The organism is Hymenobacter persicinus, assembly GCF_004167665.1.
GTDB classification, from domain to species: Bacteria; Bacteroidota; Bacteroidia; order Cytophagales; family Hymenobacteraceae; genus Hymenobacter; species Hymenobacter persicinus.
This window is the reverse complement of the sequence record NZ_SEWE01000045.1, coordinates 1-17520: the sequence shown is the minus strand read 5'-3', so window position 1 is coordinate 17520 and position 17520 is coordinate 1. Positions and strand designations below refer to the sequence as shown.

Here is a 17520-nt window from a genome sequence, read left to right as displayed (position 1 = left end):
AAAGAGGCAGCCAAATCCGGCTGCCTCTTTTTCTTTGCGGAACTTGCCGCCGCGCCCCGCGCTTTTTTCGTGTCCTGACTACCTGCACCCATGCCCGCTGAGTTGATGAATGCCCTGTACTTCGAATCCTTTGGCGGCCCGGACGTGCTGCGCTACGGCCCCGTGCCCGCCCCGGAGCTGCTGCCCGGTACGGTGCTGCTGCGCGTGAAAAGCATCGGGCTCAACTACGCCGACATCTACCGGCGCCACGGCAACTATCACCTGGCGGGCCAGCCCCCCTACATTCTGGGCTACGAGGCGGCCGGCGAAATTCTGGCTGTGGCCGCCGACGTGCCCGACCTGCGCGTGGGCCAGCGCATTGCCTGCGCCGACGTGCCCCACACCACCGCCGAAGTGATGCGCGTGCCGGCCGAGCACGTTATTCCGCTGCCCGACGATATTTCCTGCGACCAAGCCGCGGCCCTGCTGCTCCAGGGGCTGACCGCCCAGTATCTGACCACCGACAGCTACCCGGTGCAGGCCGGCACCGTGGTGCTGGTACACGCGGCGGCCGGGGGCGTGGGGCAGCTGCTGATCCAGTTTATCAAGGCCCGCGGCGGGCAGGTTATCGGGCTGACCTCGAGTGCGGCCAAGCGGGAGCAGGCCCTGGCCGCCGGTGCCGACGCGGTGTTACTGTATCAGGACGACTGGGAGGAAGCCGTGCGCGCCTACCGCGCCGAAGGCGTGGACGTGGTGTACGAGTCGGTGGGCAGCACCCTGGCCCAGAGCCTGGCCGTGACGCGCGTGCGGGGCACGGTGGTGTTCTTCGGCATGGCCGGCGGCGACCCGGCGCCCGTCGACCCACGCCAGCTGATGGACCACTCCCTAAGCCTGACCGGCGGCGACCTGTGGAACTACCTGACTTCCCGGGCCGAGCGAAACCAGCGGGCTACTGCGCTGTTCGACTTGGTGCGCCACGGGCAGCTACGGGCCACTATTACGGCGACTTTCCCGCTGCGCGAGGGCGCGGCGGCGCACGCCTTGCTCGAAAGCCGCCGCAGCACCGGCAAAATTCTGCTTCACCCTTAAGTGGCGGCCCCCCTGACGCCCGCGGCGCCCGGCCGGCCGCTGACTTACCTCGACGGCCTGCGCGGGTTGGCCGCGCTGGTGGTGGTAGCCCACCATTTCGCCGGTTTTTTCTACCCCACGCTGCTTTCCGGCAACCCGGGTACGGCCCACCTGGGCGCGGGCGTAGAGTCAGTCCTGGCCCGCTCCCCACTCAACCTGCTGATTGGGGGCAACTTCGCCGTGTGCCTGTTTTTTGTGCTCAGCGGGCTGGTGCTCAGTGAAAATTTCTGGCAAGCGGGTCGCGCGGAAGTGCTGTACTCTCAGGCCTGCCGCCGCTACGTGCGCTTGATGCTGCCCGTCACGGTGGCGGCCGTTGTGGCCTTGCTGCTTTGGGCCGCGGATGCTTACCGCAATACGGAGCTGGCCGCCGTGACCGGCGCCGCGCGCTTCGGCGAGTTTTGGGGGCCGCTGCCGGGTCTGAAGCAGATAGTCCACGACCTGGCGGTGGGTATTCCGCTCAGCGGCGAGTCGAGCTACAATCCAGTATTCTGGACGCTGACTCTGGAGCTGTTTGGCTCTTTTCTCGTTTTTGCCTTACTGGCTTTGTTCGGGCACCTACGCCACCGGCCCGTTATCTACGCCGTAGCCATTCTGCTGCTGAGCGGGTCGGGACTCAACTTCTACTACGTGGGGTTTATTCTGGGCGTCTGGCTCAACGACCGGCGTCACCAGCGGGGCGTCCAGTTCCCGATGGCTCCGGGGGCGGCTACGGTGTTGCTGCTGGCGGCCGTGGTGGCCGGCTCGTATCCCAGCCCCGACCTGCTGCCCGTTGAAAGCTCTTTCTACGACTGGCTGCGGCCGGCGTGGGTGGGCGTGGAGCGGGCTCAGCAGTTCTGGCACCTGGTAGGTGCTGTGCTGCTGCTGCTGGCCGTGCTGCGCTTACCCAGGCTCCAGCGGGTCTTGAGCAGCCGCGGCCTGCGGAAACTGGGGGCAATGTCGTTTTCGCTGTACTTGCTGCACTTTCCCGTGCTGGGCTCCTTTGCCAGCACCGTATTTCTGCGCCTGTACCCACACTTAAGCTACCACGCCAGCGCCGCCCTCACTGCCCTGGCCACGCTGCCCGTGCTGGCGCTGACTTCTTACGCTATGTACCGACTCGTCGACAAATCCGGTATCCGCCTCGCGCAGTGGCTGTACGACCGGTTTTTCCGCCCGACCCCGGCCGGTTAGCGGCGGCGTAGCGTCACGAAGCTGAAGGCGTAGGCGTGCTTGTCGTCAGGTTCGTGCCGCTCCCGGTTTTCCTCCCGCCACTCCAGCGGGGAAAGTTCAGGAAAAGTCGCGTCGCCCTCGAAGTCGTGGTGCACTTCGGTCAGGTACACCGTGTCGGTGGCGGCCAGGGCCTGCCGATAGATTTCTCCGCCCCCGATGACGAACACGTCCTCGCCCAAGCTGCGGGCCAGCTCCAGGGCTGCCGGTACGGAATAAGCCACCTCGCAGCCCGGCGCCGTCCAGTCGGCCTGCCGGGTTACCACGATGTTGGTCCGGTTCGGCAAGGGCCGGCCAATAGCCTCAAACGTGCGCCGGCCCATTACGATGGGGTGGCCGGTGGTCAGCTGCTTGAAGTGCTTCAAGTCGGCGGGCAGGTGCCAGATGAGCTGGTTGTCGCGCCCGATGACGCCGTTCTGGGCCACGGCTACTACAATGGCAATCATACGGTGGGGGCGTTAAGCAAGCTCACGTTAAAGCCGCGCAGAAAATCGGCCAGGGGCATGCGCTTCTTGCCTTCGAGCTGCACGTCGAGCAGGTCGAGCTGGCCGTCGGCGGTTTGCAGGCGCAGGTAAGTTTTGCCGTCGGTGTGCCAGGAGCCAGGGGCACCGGCGTTTGCGGCCAGGGGCCGGGCCCGGAACACCTTTAGCGTGCGGCCGTCAGGCAGTTGGGTGAAGGCCGTGGGAATAGGGGCGAGGCCGCGCACCCGGTTGGCCAGGGCTTGGGCCGACTGCTGCACGTCGAGGCGGCCGGTTTCCTTCTGAATCTTGGGGGCCGCTTTGAGCTCGGCGCTCATCACCTGCGGAATGCTGGGTGCGGTGCCGGCAGCAATGGCCTGCACGCTGCGCAGGGCCAGCGCCGCGCCGGCCGCCTTGAGCTTTTCGTAGAGCGCGCCGAAGTCGTCCTCGTCGGCAATGTCGACCACGTCCTGGAAAATCAGGTTGCCCGTGTCAATTTCGTGCTGCAGAAAGAACGAGGTGACGCCGGTTTGCTTTTCCCCCTCAATCAGGGCCCAGTTGATGGGGGCCGCCCCGCGGTACTGGGGCAGCAGGGAGGCGTGCACGTTGATGGAACCCAGCCGGGGCATATTCCAGACCGCCTCGGGCAGCATCCGGAAGGCCACCACCACCTGCAAATCCGCCGCGTACGACTTGAGCTCCGCCTGAAACTCCGGCGACTTCAGGTTGGTAGGCTGCAGCACCGGCACGCCGTGGGCCAGGGCCGCCTTTTTCACCGCCGACTCCGCGAGCTGCTGCCCCCGGCCCGCGGGCTTGTCGGGCGCCGTGATGACGGCCACGACCTGGCCGCCGGACCAGCTTAGGAGAGCTTCCAGCGTAGGCACCGCAAACTCGGGCGTGCCCATAAAAATGATTCGGAGTGAAGACATAGAAGGGGGTAGCACGAAGCGGGCTTCGCGGGAAAATGGAACGATACGGGCCGGGAGCGGGTGAAAAACCGCCGGGCTACTTTTCCGGGTACAGCAGGTACTTCTTGCGCAGCTGCTTGAACTGGCTCAGCCCCGGCTCCCAGGACTTGCGGATGTCGGCTTCCGACTTGCCGGCAATAATCTGCTGGCGCAGGGTGGGCGTGCCGCTGAGCTCCTCGAAGTACTTGCCGAAGAAGTGGGCCTTGTCGGTGCTCTGCTGGTAGAAGTCGATGAGGTAACGCAGGGTCAGGCCGGAGGTGCCGTCGAGGTTCACCTGGTGCAGATCCAGGCCGTAGCAGAGCTTGCCGTTCTGGGGCGGGGTGGGGGAGCCGGGGTTGGGCCGGGGCGTGAAGCTGTAGGGCCGGGTTTTGGGCTGGGTTGGGCTGCCGACTACCTCAAAGGGCGAGTCGGTGCCGCGGCCCACGCTCACGTCGGTGCCCTCAAACAGGCAGATGGTAGGATACAGCGCCACCGAGTGGGCGTTGGGCAGGTTGGGCGAAGGCCGCACGGGCAGCTCGTAGCGCGTGGCGTGGGTGTAGCCCAGCACCGGCACCACGGTCAGCTGACACTGCCGGCCGCCGGCCAGCCACTTCTCGCCGTTGAGCATCAAGGCCAGTTCGCCCACGGTCAGGCCGTGCACGATGGGCAGCGGGTCCATGCCCACAAACGACTTGTGCGCCGGCTCCCGCACCGGGCCGTCCACGTACCAGCCGTTGGGGTTGGGGCGGTCCAGCACCACCACGGCCTTGTTCTGCTCGGCCGCCGCTTCCATCACGTAGTGCATGGTGCTGATAAAGGTGTAGAAGCGCGCCCCCACGTCCTGAATATCGAACACGAGCACGTCCAGGTCCTGGAGCATCTCGGGGGTGGGCTTCTTGGTGGCCCCGTACAGGGAGCGGACCGGCAGGCCGCTGCGGGTATCGCGGGCGTCCTTGATGGTGGCCCCGTCGGCGGCTTCCCCGCGGAAGCCGTGCTCGGGGGCAAAAATCATCTTCACCTGCACACCCTGGGCCAGCAGCGTGTCCACGAGGTGGGTGCGGCCTACCAAGGAGGTCTGGTTCACGACCACGCCCACGCGCTTACCCAGCAGCAGGGGCAGGTACCGGTCGGCCTGGTCGGCGCCCATGCGCAGGGTGGGCTGGCGCGGCGGGGCCAGGTCCGGGGTGACAACCGCGCGGGCCGCGCCCCCGTTTGACGCCTCAGACGATGCGCCGGCCGGGGTGGCCGCGCGGGAACAGTCACTTAAAGCCAGCGTCAGGCTCAGCAGACCACAAAACAGGGAAGATGGCATTGGCAGAAATGGAAAGTAGAAAACTGACCGCAGACGTGTAGCTTTACGGCAGTGAATATCTCGCGGTACATATCCAACAAGATTGACGGGGCCGACTCCGGTTCTTTTACCTCGTCGGTGACAAAAATAGCCATTATCAGTATTGCACTGGGCGTGGCGGTCATGATTGTGTCATTTGCCATTCTCGAAGGCTTTCGCAACGAGATACAGAGCAAGATCTTCTCGTTTGGCTCCCACCTGACCATCAGCAAGTACGACACCAACAACTCCCTGGAGGTCGAGCCCATCGGCGGGCCCCGGCTGGTGAAGGAGCTGCACCGCTTTTCGCAGGTGAAAAACATCCAGCCCTTCGCCCGCAAAACGGCCATCATCAAAACCCGGGAGGAAGTGATGGGCGTGGCCCTGAAGGGCATCGACGAGAAAAATGGCCCTTCCACCATGCGCCAGAACCTGGTGGCGGGCAAGTTTCTCTCCTTCCCCGACTCGGCCGCCAGCACCGACATCCTGCTCAGCCGCAAGATTGCCGACAAGCTCCGCCTCAAAGTCGGCGACGACGCGCTGTTCTACTTCATTCAGAACCCGCCCCGGGTGCGCAAGTTCGTCGTCAAGGGCATCTACCAGACCGGCCTCGACGAGTTCGACGAAGCCTACGTTATCGGCGACATCCGCCAGGTGCAGGAACTCAACGCCTGGCCCGACTCGCTCGTGGGCGGGGTGGAAGTCGTGCTCAAGGACTTCAAGCGCCTCGACCCAACCTCGGACCACATCTACGAAAACCTGCGCTACGACCTCAAGCTTGATAAGGTCACGGACCAGTACGCCCAGCTCTTCGACTGGCTGCAGCTGCTGAACCGCAACGTGGTTATCTTTCTGATCCTGATCATCTTCGTGGCCACCTTCAACATGGTCGCCACCATCTTTATCATGATTCTGGAGCGCACCAACATGATTGGGGTGCTCAAGGCCATCGGGGCCACCGACAATCAGATTCGGAGCATGTTCTTCTTCCGGGGGCTGAGTCTGACGGTGCGGGGGATGCTGTTTGGCAACCTGGCCGGCATCGGCCTGTGCGCCATCCAGTACTATTTTCACCCCATCCCGCTCGACCCCGAAAACTACTACATGGACCGGGTGCCGATTTTCTGGGACCCGCAGATGATTGTCATTCTCAACGTGGCCACCTTCCTGACCTCCTTGCTGGCCGTGCTGATTCCGACCTACCTGATTTCGCGCATCCGCCCGGTTACGGCCATCAAGTTCGACTAAGCCGTTGCGGCCGTCCCGGTCGCCGGTCATCCTGAACAGAGCGAAGTGAAGGACCTGCCTCCTTCCCGCAGCAGCCCCCTTCAACACCAAAGCCCCTTACCGGTCCGCCGATAAGGGGCTTTGCTTGTTAAAACCACCGTCCGGCCCGCCCGAGGCGCTGGCCGGAAAACCCGAAGCAGCGTCCGCGCCACCCGAAGCCGCATCCGGAACGCTCGAAGCAGAGAAATTAGCTGCCGGTTGCCTCTTCGGTCGTCCCGGTTAAAGCTTCGGTCGGGCCGGTTAGCCCTTCGGTCGGGCCGGATAGGGCTTCGGTCGGGCCGGTTGCCTCTTCGGTCGTTCTGGCTGAAGCTTCAGTCGTCCCGGTCAGGTCTTCGGGCGTACCGGATGGGGCTTCGGGGACACCGGGGGAGGCGTTGGTTGCCCCGACGGGCCCTTGGGCCCGCCTTTTATAGCCACTTGCTTTGCAGAATCAGGTTGGGGTCGGGACAGAGGGCGGCCCACTTTTCGCGCTCCTCGGGCAGGGCCACCCCGGGAAAGTCCCCGACGCGGCCTTCCAGGTCGGCCATAATCTGAAAATGCAGGTGGGGCGGCCAGTCCCCATTTTCGGGGGCCGGCCCCACTTCCGACACCTGGTCGCCGGTGTTCAGAAACAGGCCGGGGCGCAGCAGCGCCGTTTCGTGGCGGCTCAGGTGGCCGTAGAGGGTGTAAAAGGTGGTGCCGTCGAGCTCGTGCTCCAGGATGACGGTAGGGCCGTAGTCGCCGAAGCCGGCGTTGTCCTGCACGCTGTGCACCACGGCCGGCAGCGGGCTCAGCACCGGCGTGCCGGCCCGCAGCCACACGTCGACGCCCAGGTGCAGGGAGCGGGCCGGCACGGCGGGGTCGCCGAACAAGCCGGGGCTGCGGCGGTAGATAACGCGGTTTTCGAGGTAGCCGCCCACCCCAATCAGGGCGTTCTGTTCGGTCAGCAGCTGCTCTACCAGGGCCTCGAAGCCGGCCGTGTCGCGCAGGTCAGCCTCGGCCAGGGTGGGGTTCTGGGCCGAGAAGTCGAGGCGGCAGACGTCAGTGGAGTTCAAATCAACGGGCAGCACGGGGCCGAAGTCGGCGCGGTGCTTTTGCAGGAGCGTGGTCAGGGACATGGAAGGGTAATAAAGAAAAAAGGTCGGAAGGTGCCAGAACGAGGTAGAGACGCATAGTTGCGTCTCTTCGTTAGGGGCGTTGCGCAGGTTGCCGTTCAACGACAAGACGCAAGTATGCGTCTCTACCTCATTGCATCATCCTGTGCTTAATTTTTGGATAGCGAAGGTAATCGGCATTTTGCGTTCTGAATATCTGACCGCGCATTCTCCGCCAAAACGCCCCTTTTACCGTACTTTGCAGGGCCGTTGCCGAACAAGTCACGGCTGAGTTTGCTTACCAGTCCCCACCCCCGACGTTTCCTTTTCGATGAGTAGCCCTTACCTTACGCTTAACGTGGTGGAAATCACCCACGAAACGGCGGATGCCGCCACCATTCACCTCGAACCAGCCGACCGCCAGCCCATTGCCTGCGCCCCCGGTCAGTTCCTGACGCTGATTCTGCCCTGCGGCCCCGGCGGCAAAAAAGAGCGGCGGGCCTACTCCCTCAGCAGCACGCCCCACGAAGCCCCGCGCCTGTCCGTGACCGTGAAGCGCGTCATCGGGGGCCTAGTCAGCAACTACCTGCTCGACACGGTGCGCGTCGGCCAGCAGATTGAGGTAATGGCCCCGCTGGGCAACTTCACCCTGCAGCCCAGCCCTAAGTCGGCCCGCTCCATCGTGCTGGTGGGCGCCGGCAGCGGCATCACCCCGCTGATGTCCATTCTCAAGGCCGTGCTGCGCGAGGAGCCCCAGAGCCACGTGCTGCTCGTGTACGGCAACCGCACCGAGGACAGCGTCATCTTCCGCCAGCAGCTCCAGCAGCTGCAAAGCCAGGCCGGCGGCCGCCTGCAGGTGGAGCACGTGTACAGCCAGCCCGCCAACCCCGCCGCCAGCGTCCACACCGGCCGCCTCAACCGCACCATGCTGCTGCGCATCCTCGAGCAGCGCCACCAGTTTCCGGCCGAGCAGGCCGAGTACTACCTCTGCGGCCCCGAGGGCATGATGACCGAAGCCCGTGCCGCCCTCGACCTGCTGGGCGTGCCCGCGGCCCGCATCCGCCGGGAAAGCTTCGTGGCCGCCGCCGAAACCATCGAAGCCGCCGCGGCCCAGCCCAACGGCCACGGCGACGTGCTGGCTACCGCCAACGACGGCAAAATCGATGGCCACATCGTCACGATTCAGTACGAAGGCTCCGAGTATAAAGTACCCGTGAGCCCCAAGCAGACCATCCTCGAAGCCGCCCTCGACCTGGACATCGACCTGCCCTACAGCTGCCAGGCCGGCCTGTGCACGGCCTGCCGCGGCAAGTGCCTCTCGGGCAAGGTCCACCTCGATGAGCGCGAAGGCCTGTCCGACTCGGAGATGAAGCAGGGCTACGTGCTGGTGTGCGTGGGCCACCCGCTCACGGAAGACGTGGTCATCGAAATCGACTAGCCAAGCTTAACAATGCGCGTCGGGGTGCCCGCCGCGGAACGTCCCGGGCCGGTGGGTGGTGCGCTGCCCATCCGGCCCGGGGCCTTTTTCACGACCTTGCGCCGGCTTTTGCGTATTCTTTACCACTATGATGCATTCTACCCCCGAACCAGTGGCCGCTACGGCTACCGATACCCGGCGCCCGGCGCGCCGGTATTTGCCCGAGTCCTTTCTGGTTACCGACTGGGCCACGCTGGAACCGTATTTTGTGGAGCTGCGTGACCGGAATATCAGCTCCGCCGCCGAGCTGGAGCGCTGGCTGCTGGACCGCTCGGAGCTCGAAAGCGTGCTTAGCGAGGACCTCGCCTGGCGCTACATTCGCATGACCTGCGACACCCAGGACCCGGCCCGGGCCGAGGCGTTTCAGTACTTCGTGAGCGAGATTGAGCCCAACGTGGCGCCCTACGACCACGCCCTGAACGAAAAGATGATTGGCTCCGAGTTCCTGCCTGACCTCGACCCGGAGCGCTACCGCATCTTCACCCGCTCGGTGCGCCAGGCTCTGGAAATCTACCGGGCCGACAATATTCCGCTCAAAACCGAAATCAGCACCAAGCAGCAGCAGTACGCGGCCACCGTGGGCGCCATGACCGTAACCCTCGACGGGGAAGAAATGACCCTGCCCCGGGCCGCCGACCGCCTCAAGAGCCCCGACCGGGCCGTGCGTGAGGAGGCCTACCGCGCCATTCAGGCCCGCCGCCTCCAGGACAGCCAGCCCCTCGACCAGCTTTTTACCGAGCTGGTGAAGCTGCGCCACCAGATGGCCCTGAACGCGGACTTTCCCAACTTCCGTGACTATATGTTTGCGGCCCTGGGCCGGTTTGACTACACCCCCCAGGACTGTTTCGCCTTCCACCGCGCCATTCGGGAAACGGTGGTGCCCCTCATCGACGACCTCGACCTGGAGCGGCGCCAGGATCTGAATCTGCCCGAGCTGCGCCCCTGGGACCTCGACGTGGACGTGAGCGGCAAAGCCCCGCTGCGCCCCTTCGAAACCGGCGAGGACCTGCTGGAAAAGACCATTACTGTGTTCAGCCGCCTCGATTCCTACCTCGGCGACTGCCTGCGCACCATGCGCACCATGGGCCACCTCGACCTGGAGTCGCGCAAGGGCAAGGCCCCCGGGGGCTACAACTACCCGCTCGACGAAACCGGGGTGCCGTTCATTTTCATGAATGCCACCTCGTCCTTGCGCGACGTCATCACGATGCTGCACGAGGGCGGCCACGCCGTGCATTCCTTTCTGACCCGCACCCTGCCGCTGTCGGCCGACAAGCATCCGCCGTCCGAGGTGGCCGAGCTGGCCTCGATGAGCATGGAGCTGATTTCGATGGATCAGTGGGACCTGTTCTTCCCCGACGCCGACGAGCTGCGCCGGGCCAAGAAAACCCACCTCGAAAGCGTGCTCGAAACCTTCCCCTGGGTGGCCACCATCGATAAGTTTCAGCACTGGATCTACGAAAACCCCGAGCATACTGAAGCCGAGCGCCACGCCCGCTGGACTGAGGTATTCGACGAGTTCAACCAGCGCACCGTCAGCTGGCAGGGTCTGGAGCAGTTCAAGCCCTACCTCTGGCAGAAGCAGCTGCACCTCTACGAAGTGCCCTTCTACTACATCGAGTACGCCATGGCCCAGCTCGGCGCCATTGCCGTGTGGCGCAACTTCCGCCAGAACCCGGCCGAAGGGCTGGCCGCCTACAAGCGTGCCCTGGCCCTGGGCTACACCGCGCCCATCGGCGACATCTACGCCGCGGCCGGCATCCGCTTCGACTTCAGCACGGAGTATCTGCGCACCCTGGCCGACTTCGTGCGCGAGGAAATGGCCAAGCTTTAAAGCTGCCGACCATTGCTCAACAAGCAAAAAGGCGCCCGGAACATTCCGGGCGCCTTTTTTATCCACCAACTCAACCACAAGACGGTACCCAAAGGAGTCAATGGGGCTCGCCGGGGTTGCATCGGGGATGAAAAACGGCGCGGATTCGGCCGAAGCCTTGCGCCGGCTAGTTCTGGAGCTCGAACAGGGGCAGGGGCTGGAGCTTGGCGTACTTGCCGCCCAAGGCGGTCAGCTCAATCTGGTGGAGCTTGAGGTAGTTGTTGAACTGCTTGGCGGCCCGGTCGTAGCGCAGGCGGAAGGCCACTACTTCGCTGTCGGCGGCCTGAATGTCGTTGGTGAGCTGCTGCACGGGGGGCGCCGGCGTGCCCGTGGCGGGTTGGGCCAAGCCGTACACGAGGTGGAGTACCGAGTCCTGGGCCGCGTCGTAGGCGTCGATGGCGGCCGAGCTGGCCATGCTTTGCTGGGTGTAGCGGCGGCGGGGCAGCTTCTCGTTGGCGCGGGTCAGGGCCTGGAGCTGGGTGCGGTCGGTACCGGGCTGCTGCTCCAGTTCGTGCAGGATGCGGGTGGTGGCTTTTACCTTGGCGTCGTCGCTGGCAATCATCTGCTCCCAGCGGGCTTCCACGGAGTCGCGCAGGATGTCGAGCTGCACCTTGGCGGCCGCCGGCGAGGTCGGGTCGATGGTTTTGGGCGTGCGGTTGCAGGAATCGAGGCCGGCCAGCAGCAGGAGCAGGGCCAGGGGGAGAAGCTTCTTCATGGAGACGTAACGCCGAAAACCGGCAAAATATTCAGGCAAATTAAAATTGCACAGAGGGCCCCGGGCGGGGCGCCCCAGGGCCGGATCGGGCAAAGATAGAGCCCGCACTTTCGGCGGACAACATAGGAATATCCCCTGATTTGAATTCTTGTCCGCCAGCCTCAAAGTTGATAGTCAATGGGTTCACTTCGCCGGGCGCCCGGTTTTTTTATGAATTGGTAACATCACGAACAAGGCAAATCCCGTATCTTTGAGCCCGGTACCCTCTTTTCTCCACTTCCTTTACTAACATGAAAAAAAGCTACTTCCTGGTTTCAGCCCTGCTGCTGACGGCCGCTGCTTCCTATGGTCAGGGCACAGAGTTGTTTCTGTCGGAATACGATGAGGGAGCTCATCAGTCGGGCGTGAGCTACAACGGCGGCGTGTCGAACTCCACCGGCAGCGAGCGGGCCATTGAGATTTTCAACCCCACCGTTGCTTCCGTCAACCTGAACGCCTACTCGGTACGTCGCTACTCCAACGGCAGCGCCGCCGTAACCGAAGAAGAGAAACTGCAGCGCCGCACCGGCACCAACGTGCTGAACCCTTCGGCCGCTTTCGTATTCGCCAGCGGCGAGGCCACTATCACGGCCATCACCAGCAAAGCCGACCAGCTCAGCGCCGGTCACGCCCCCGTAACGGGTCCTAACGTCATCTTCGGTGGCGGCATGGCTTACTTCAACGGCGACGACGCCATTGCCCTGGTTCGCTGGACGAGCGGCACGGCCGGCGTCGGTACTCCCGTTCTGATTGACATTTTCGGCAGCATTGGCTTCCAGCCCCTGCCCGCCAGCGGCACCGGCACCGGCCAGTGGAGCGGCACCAACCCCGCCGACGGTACGCCCGCCGTGTACGTGGCCTCGGCCAACCAGTCGCTGATGCGCCGCGACAACATCTCGCGCGGTATCCGCACCAACAACCCCACCAACTGGAACCCCGCCACCGAGTGGACCGTGTACAGCTACGCTTTCCCTCCGGGCTCGACCGGCAACACGGAAGTAGGCAACCAGAGCTACGCCCGCCTGGGTGAGCACAACGACTACTCGGGTCCGAACGGCCTGTACCTGCCGCTGAAGACCCTGGAGAAATTCAACTCCGGCATCAGCATCTATCCTAACCCCGCCAGCGGTTCGGCTACGGTTGAAATCAAGGACGTGAAAGTGGGCAACATCATCGTGCTCAACAGCCTCGGCCAGTCGATTACGGCCCAGCCCCGCGGCATGAACGAAAAAATCACCCTCGACATTTCGGCCCTGAAGCCCGGTCTGTACTTCGTGCAGTGCCTGAGCGCCGACGGTCAGATCAAGATCTACAAAGAGCTGGTTGTAAAGTAAGCGGCCCCTTTGCTGAGTTCTTACAAAATGCCCGGTCCGACGACCGGGCTTTTTTGTTGTACCGGCGCCGGAGGTTGGGACTGGGCTCAGGGGCCTAGCTGCCAATCGGCGCTTCATCGTACTTTTGCCTTATGAGTGACATCACCCCCCTAGATAAAGTCGGCGAGTTTGGCCTGATTCGCCGGATTCAGCAAACCGTAACCCTGCGGCAGCCCAGCACCATTCTCGGTATCGGCGACGACGCGGCCATCCTGGCCCCGCAGCCCGGCCAGGATATGGTCGTCAGCACCGACCTGCTGATTGAAGGCGTACACTTCGACCTCACCTTCTGCCCCCTCAAGCACGTGGGCTACAAGGCCGTGGCCGTCAACGTGTCGGACGTGGCAGCCATGAACGGCGTACCGACCCAGATTGTGGTGGGCCTGGCCGTGGGGGCGCGCTTTTCGGTGGAAGCCATTGAAGAGCTGTACGAAGGCATGCGCGTGGCCTGCGAGAATTACCACGTCGACCTGGTAGGCGGCGACACCACCGCCAGCCGCGGGGGCCTCACCATCAGCATCACGGTGCTGGGCCAGGTACCCCAGGGCCAGGCCGTGCGCCGCAGCGGAGCCAAGCCCAACGACCTGCTCTGCGTGACCGGGGACCTAGGCGGGGCTTTCCTGGGTTTGCAGGTGCTGGAGCGCGAAAAAGCCGCCTGGACCGCCGACCCGGAGTTGCAGCCCGAGCTGGAAAAGTACCCCTACGTATTGCAGCGCCAGCTGCGCCCCGAGGCCCGCATGGACGTGGTGCACGAGCTGCGCGACCTGGGCGTAGTGCCCACCAGCATGATCGACATCTCCGACGGACTGGCTTCCGAGGTGCTGCATATCTGCCAGCAGTCGGGCACGGGGGCGCGGGTGTTTACCGAGAACCTGCCCGCGGCCAACCCCACCCTGGAAGTGGCCAACGAGTTCAACCTCGACCCGATCATGTGCATGCTCAACGGCGGCGAAGACTACGAGCTGCTGTTCACCGTTCCGCTCACCGACCACGACAAAATCAAGAACCACCCCGACATCACCATCATCGGCCACATCACCGAAAAGGCTGACGGTGTAAACCTGGTCACCAAAGCTGGGCAGGCTGTGCCGCTGCAAGCTCAGGGCTGGCAGCACTTTTAGGTATTGGTTTTTGGTTGTTCGTTTTTGGTTTATGGACCGACGCCCGTCACTCGAAAGAGGACGGGCGTCGGTTTTGGTAGTTGAACGAGGCCAAAAACCAGAAACGAACAACCAAAAACCAACCGTTAATCCTCCGGGTAGGGTACGAAGACGAAGTTGGTGAACTCCTCGTCGAGCACGAACAGGCAGCAGTACTCGTTGGGGTCCTTGTAGGTCTGCTGGAAAGCCTCGATGCCCTCGGCACCGATGATGCCCTGCTGCACGAACAGCTCCAAAAAGGAGGCAAACACGTGCCACTCCAGCCCCGCGTCGTCGGCGTTGACGAGCAGGCGGCCGATGGGCACTTCCTGGCGGGCAAACACGAAAATCGGGTATTTCGAAATGTCCATCTTGCGCACCTGCGACGAGGCTTCCAGGATGGTGTCGGACACGGCGGCGAAGTCCTTGGTGATGGTGCCGAGGTATTTGCCGTTCAGTTCGGGGTCGTTGGCGTAGTCCATGGGGGAGTAGGTCAGGCTATTTTGCCAGTTCTTTTGAGGTAAATGGAAGCAAGAGCAACAATTGCACAGGCACCCATAAAGTAATAGCCTGTTCTGTTATTCAGGCTTCCTCGAATAAAGTAGGGTTGCTGATCCTTGTCTACAAAATAGGCAAGATTTGAAACTAGGTCAGAACTGCTGCTCCAAAGTGTTTCATCATAGTACACCGTAACGATGTCACCAACCTTAATATCATCTATGCGCTGGTAGTTAGGTTTGGAGCCATCAAGGTCTTCCCCAATGAATAGGCGAAAGAACCTTGATTGTCCTTGAACCTGCAAGTATCGCAACGGCTCGTTGTTGAGGTTTAGATGGCCTTCAACATTCAATGAGTTAGTAAGATTGGTAACTGCACCTGTCAGAGTGTAGAAATCTTCCCTTCGCTTATGCCCACGCCATAACGTAACGACTCCAATAGCTAAGCCAAAGATAGCTGCAAACAGAAGTTGGGAGAAAATAGCGGCAGGCTCACGGACTACACTCATTGGCCTAGCCTACCTCAACTCTAGCAGCACTACGTTCTCCACGTGGTGGGTGTGGGGGAACATGTCCACCGGCCGCACACGGGTTACTTTGTAGGCCTCGTCAAGCATTTCCAGGTCGCGGGCTTGGGTGGCGGGGTTGCAGCTGACGTAGACGATGCGCGGGGCGCGCATTTCGAGCAGGCGGGCCACTACGTCGGGGTGCATGCCGGCCCGGGGCGGGTCGGAGATGACCACGTCGGGGCGGCCGTGCTTGGCGATAAACTCGGCATTGAGCACGTCTTTCATGTCGCCGGCGTAGAACTCGGTGTTCTGGATGCCGTTGATTTCGGAGTTCAGGTAGGCGTCTTTCACGGCCGACTCCACGTACTCCACGCCCACCACGTGCCGGGCCTGCCGGGCCACGAAGTTGGCAATGGTGCCCGCGCCGGTGTAGAGGTCGTAGACCAGCTCAGAGCCCGTGAGGCCGGCGAATTCCCGGGTCAGCTTGTACAGGTTAAAGGCGCCCTCGGAGTTGGTCTGGTAAAACGACTTGGGCCCGACGCGGAAGCGCAGTCCTTCCATTTCCTCATGGATGTAGGGCTCCCCTTGGTAGCAGACCACATCCAGGTCGTGGAAGGTCTCGTTGCCCTTGTTGTTGAGCACGTAGTTGAGCGAGGTTATCTGCGGGAACTTGGCAGCCAGGAAATCCAGCAGCGGAATCAGCGCGTCGTGGGCGTAGTAGCACTGCAGAATCACCATCAAATCCCCCGTATTGGCCGTGCGGATAATCAGGTTGCGCAAAAAGCCTTCCTGGGTGACGAGGTTGTTGAACGGCAGGTTGTGCTCGAGGGCGTAGTTGCGCACGGCCAGCCGGATTTCGTTCGAGGGCTCGGGCTGCAACCAGCAGTGCTGCACGTCGATAATCTTGTCGAAGCGGTTGGGGGTGTGGAAGCCCAGCACCCGCCGCTCGATATTTTCCCCGGCCTGAATCTGCTCGTTCGTCAGCCAGCCGTTGTGGCTGAACGTGTACTCGAGCTTGTTGCGGTAATACGTCAGGGCCGGGGAGTGCTGGATGGGCTCGATGGCGGGCAGGGCCACCTTGCCGATGCGCTGCAGGTTGTCCTGCACCTGCTGCTGCTTGAACTTAAGCTGGGTGTCGTAACCCAGGTGCTGCCACTTGCAGCCCCCGCAGGTGCCGAAGTGCTGGCAGAAGGGCTCCACGCGCAGGTCGGAGAACTTGTGAAACTTAGTGGGTACGGCTTCCAGGAAGCTTTTCTTGGCCTTCACCACGCGCAGGTCCACCACGTCGCCGGGGGCTACGCCGGTCACAAAGATGACCAGGTTTTCGCGGCGCACCAGGCACTTGCCTTCGGCCACCATGTCGGTAATTTCGACTTCGCGGAGCAGCTCCGCCGGGATGTTTTTAACTGATTTCCTCACGCAAGCAAAGGTAAGCACGGATTGCCCGGATTTTGACCGAAACGAAAAAAGGCCACCCGAATCCGGGTGGCCTTTTCGAGAAGGAGGGTGAGTAGCGGGGTTATTTCACCACTTCAAACCAGCCCTTGTAGGATTTGCCGCCGGGCAGCTTGAGCAGGTAGTAGTACACGCCCGCGGCCTGCTCGGCGCCGTCCCACTGGTTGTTGTAGTTGGAAGCGCGGTACACTTCCTTGCCCCAGCGGTTGAGAATCGTGAGCGAGTTGCCAGGGTAGAGCCCCACGTTCTTGATTTCAAACTTGTCGTTGAGCCCGTCGTTGTTCGGGGTGATGACGTTGTAGAACACCAGGTCGTTGGCGAAGCTCACGCAGGCGTCGTTGGAGGCCGAGGTCACGCTGGCGTTGGCGCTGCTCACGGCCACCACCCGCAGGCACTGGTCGAAGCCGGCGGTGCTGCTGGCAAACTCGGTCTGCAGCGTGCCGCCCGATACGGTGGCGACCAGCGTGGACGTGCCGTTGTCGGAGGTGCGGAATATGCGGTATTCCTTCACGTCGAAGCCGCGGTAGGCATTCCAGCTCACCTTCACCTTGCCCTCGTCGCGGCCTTCCTGACCTTCCGTGGCCGTGGCCGTGGTCCGGATGGTGGTGTGGTCCTGGGTCTGGAGCACCGTGCCGCAGCTGTTTTGCAGCTCCAGGCGGTAGTCGTAGGCGTTGGCGTCGGCATCCACGTTCGAGTCGGTGAAGGATGTGGCGGTGTTGGCCACGGTGCCCACCTGGGCGAAGGTGCCGCTGCCCGCTACGCGGCGCAGAATGCGGACCTGGCTGGCGTTGCCCGCGTTGTTGGGCACGTTCAGCTGCAGGGTGATGCTCCGGTCGCCGGCCACCACTGAGGCGGCTTGCAGGGCCACGCTGGCGTTGTCGGGCCGTACGGTGAACGTGGCCCCGCAACCGGCGCTGTTCACGTCACTGACCTGCACCGTGGCGTTGGTCGAACCGGCGGGCAGGTCGACGGTGATGGTGCCGGTGCCCTGAACGCTGGTGATGGTGCCGCCGATGACGGTCCACTGGTAGTTGG

General features: G+C 63.0%; 16 protein-coding genes. 7 read left to right on the top strand and 9 right to left on the bottom strand.

Annotated features, from left to right (window positions below; all coding sequences use genetic code 11):
* The first annotated feature begins 90 nt into the window (after positions 1-90).
* Together EWM57_RS17110 and EWM57_RS17105 are read left to right on the top strand one after the other, a co-directional pair.
* A complete protein-coding gene (locus EWM57_RS17110) occupies positions 91-1068 on the top strand; it encodes a quinone oxidoreductase family protein (RefSeq protein WP_207218343.1) in 978 nt (325 codons plus the stop codon).
* A complete protein-coding gene (locus tag EWM57_RS17105; protein WP_129922372.1) occupies positions 1069-2277 on the top strand; it encodes an acyltransferase family protein in 1209 nt (402 codons plus the stop codon).
* Here EWM57_RS17105 and EWM57_RS17100 read toward each other — a convergent pair.
* The 3 genes from EWM57_RS17100 to EWM57_RS17090 form a co-directional block, all read right to left on the bottom strand.
* Positions 2274-2759 (bottom strand): dihydrofolate reductase, encoded by a 486-nt coding sequence (locus tag EWM57_RS17100; RefSeq protein ID WP_129922371.1) that lies wholly within the window; start codon positions 2757-2759, stop codon positions 2274-2276. The genes EWM57_RS17105 and EWM57_RS17100 overlap by 4 nt on opposite strands.
* Entirely contained in the window at positions 2756-3700 is a 945-nt protein-coding gene (gene fmt / locus EWM57_RS17095) for a methionyl-tRNA formyltransferase (RefSeq protein WP_129922370.1), read from the bottom strand. Before fmt ends, EWM57_RS17100 begins: the two co-directional genes overlap by 4 nt.
* A gap of 76 nt (positions 3701-3776) precedes the next feature.
* The gene (locus EWM57_RS17090; protein ID WP_129922369.1) at positions 3777-5030 is read right to left on the bottom strand and encodes an exo-beta-N-acetylmuramidase NamZ family protein; all 1254 of its coding nucleotides are present in this window, start codon (positions 5028-5030) and stop codon (positions 3777-3779) included.
* Between the two features lie 51 nt (positions 5031-5081).
* On the opposite strand from EWM57_RS17090, the gene EWM57_RS17085 reads away from it, so the two are divergent.
* On the top strand, positions 5082-6296 hold the full coding sequence (locus tag EWM57_RS17085) for an ABC transporter permease (protein WP_129922368.1): 1215 nt from the start codon (positions 5082-5084) through the stop codon (positions 6294-6296).
* 446 nt (positions 6297-6742) lie between these two features.
* Here the strand turns inward: EWM57_RS17085 and EWM57_RS17080 are convergent, their stop codons facing one another.
* On the bottom strand, positions 6743-7432 hold the full coding sequence (locus tag EWM57_RS17080; protein ID WP_129922367.1) for a peptidoglycan DD-metalloendopeptidase family protein: 690 nt from the start codon (positions 7430-7432) through the stop codon (positions 6743-6745).
* A 307-nt stretch (positions 7433-7739) separates the two neighbouring features.
* Between EWM57_RS17080 and EWM57_RS17075 the strand changes: the two genes are divergently transcribed.
* Both EWM57_RS17075 and EWM57_RS17070 read left to right on the top strand, forming a co-directional pair.
* Positions 7740-8846, top strand: coding sequence for a ferredoxin--NADP reductase (locus tag EWM57_RS17075; protein WP_129922366.1), 1107 nt, complete (start codon positions 7740-7742; stop codon positions 8844-8846).
* A 127-nt stretch (positions 8847-8973) separates the two neighbouring features.
* Positions 8974-10719 carry a M3 family oligoendopeptidase gene (locus EWM57_RS17070; RefSeq protein WP_242510120.1) on the top strand — a complete coding sequence of 582 codons (1746 nt, stop codon included), beginning with the start codon at positions 8974-8976 and terminating at the stop codon, positions 10717-10719.
* Between the two features lie 166 nt (positions 10720-10885).
* On the opposite strand, the gene EWM57_RS17065 is transcribed toward EWM57_RS17070, so the two are convergent.
* On the bottom strand, positions 10886-11473 hold the full coding sequence (locus tag EWM57_RS17065; protein WP_129922365.1) for a hypothetical protein: 588 nt from the start codon (positions 11471-11473) through the stop codon (positions 10886-10888).
* A gap of 290 nt (positions 11474-11763) precedes the next feature.
* Here EWM57_RS17065 and EWM57_RS17060 point away from each other — a divergent pair, with 290 nt between their 5' ends.
* Both EWM57_RS17060 and thiL read left to right on the top strand, forming a co-directional pair.
* The gene (locus EWM57_RS17060; RefSeq protein ID WP_129922364.1) at positions 11764-12846 is read left to right on the top strand and encodes a T9SS type A sorting domain-containing protein; all 1083 of its coding nucleotides are present in this window, start codon (positions 11764-11766) and stop codon (positions 12844-12846) included.
* A 131-nt stretch (positions 12847-12977) separates the two neighbouring features.
* On the top strand, positions 12978-14006 hold the full coding sequence (gene thiL / locus EWM57_RS17055; RefSeq protein ID WP_129922363.1) for a thiamine-phosphate kinase: 1029 nt from the start codon (positions 12978-12980) through the stop codon (positions 14004-14006).
* Positions 14007-14131: 125 nt separating this feature from the next.
* On the opposite strand, the gene EWM57_RS17050 is transcribed toward thiL, so the two are convergent.
* The 4 genes from EWM57_RS17050 to EWM57_RS17035 all read right to left on the bottom strand — a co-directional run.
* Entirely contained in the window at positions 14132-14506 is a 375-nt protein-coding gene (locus tag EWM57_RS17050) for a hypothetical protein (protein WP_129922362.1), read from the bottom strand.
* 11 nt (positions 14507-14517) lie between these two features.
* Complete coding sequence (locus EWM57_RS17045; RefSeq protein WP_129922361.1) at positions 14518-15030, bottom strand: hypothetical protein; 513 nt, start codon at positions 15028-15030, stop codon at positions 14518-14520.
* A 9-nt stretch (positions 15031-15039) separates the two neighbouring features.
* Positions 15040-16449, bottom strand: coding sequence for a 23S rRNA (uracil(1939)-C(5))-methyltransferase RlmD (gene rlmD / locus EWM57_RS17040; RefSeq protein WP_394345427.1), 1410 nt, complete (start codon positions 16447-16449; stop codon positions 15040-15042).
* A 100-nt stretch (positions 16450-16549) separates the two neighbouring features.
* The coding region (locus tag EWM57_RS17035) for a T9SS type B sorting domain-containing protein (RefSeq protein WP_207218342.1) at positions 16550-17520 on the bottom strand (971 nt) is incomplete at its 5' end.

What these genes read in the sequence shown, in the direction of transcription:
- fmt (WP_129922370.1), bottom strand. Translation starts at nt 3,700, where the DNA reads ATGTCTTCACTCCGAATCATTTTTATGGGCACGCCCGAGTTTGCGGTG.
- EWM57_RS17100 (WP_129922371.1), bottom strand. Translation starts at nt 2,759, where the DNA reads ATGATTGCCATTGTAGTAGCCGTGGCCCAGAACGGCGTCATCGGGCGC.
- EWM57_RS17060 (WP_129922364.1), top strand. Translation starts at nt 11,764, where the DNA reads ATGAAAAAAAGCTACTTCCTGGTTTCAGCCCTGCTGCTGACGGCCGCT.
- EWM57_RS17050 (WP_129922362.1), bottom strand. Translation starts at nt 14,506, where the DNA reads ATGGACTACGCCAACGACCCCGAACTGAACGGCAAATACCTCGGCACC.
- EWM57_RS17110 (WP_207218343.1), top strand. Translation starts at nt 91, where the DNA reads ATGCCCGCTGAGTTGATGAATGCCCTGTACTTCGAATCCTTTGGCGGC.
- EWM57_RS17075 (WP_129922366.1), top strand. Translation starts at nt 7,740, where the DNA reads ATGAGTAGCCCTTACCTTACGCTTAACGTGGTGGAAATCACCCACGAA.
- EWM57_RS17045 (WP_129922361.1), bottom strand. Translation starts at nt 15,030, where the DNA reads ATGAGTGTAGTCCGTGAGCCTGCCGCTATTTTCTCCCAACTTCTGTTT.
- EWM57_RS17090 (WP_129922369.1), bottom strand. Translation starts at nt 5,030, where the DNA reads ATGCCATCTTCCCTGTTTTGTGGTCTGCTGAGCCTGACGCTGGCTTTA.
- EWM57_RS17080 (WP_129922367.1), bottom strand. Translation starts at nt 7,432, where the DNA reads ATGTCCCTGACCACGCTCCTGCAAAAGCACCGCGCCGACTTCGGCCCC.
- EWM57_RS17070 (WP_242510120.1), top strand. Translation starts at nt 8,974, where the DNA reads ATGATGCATTCTACCCCCGAACCAGTGGCCGCTACGGCTACCGATACC.
- EWM57_RS17065 (WP_129922365.1), bottom strand. Translation starts at nt 11,473, where the DNA reads ATGAAGAAGCTTCTCCCCCTGGCCCTGCTCCTGCTGCTGGCCGGCCTC.
- thiL (WP_129922363.1), top strand. Translation starts at nt 12,978, where the DNA reads ATGAGTGACATCACCCCCCTAGATAAAGTCGGCGAGTTTGGCCTGATT.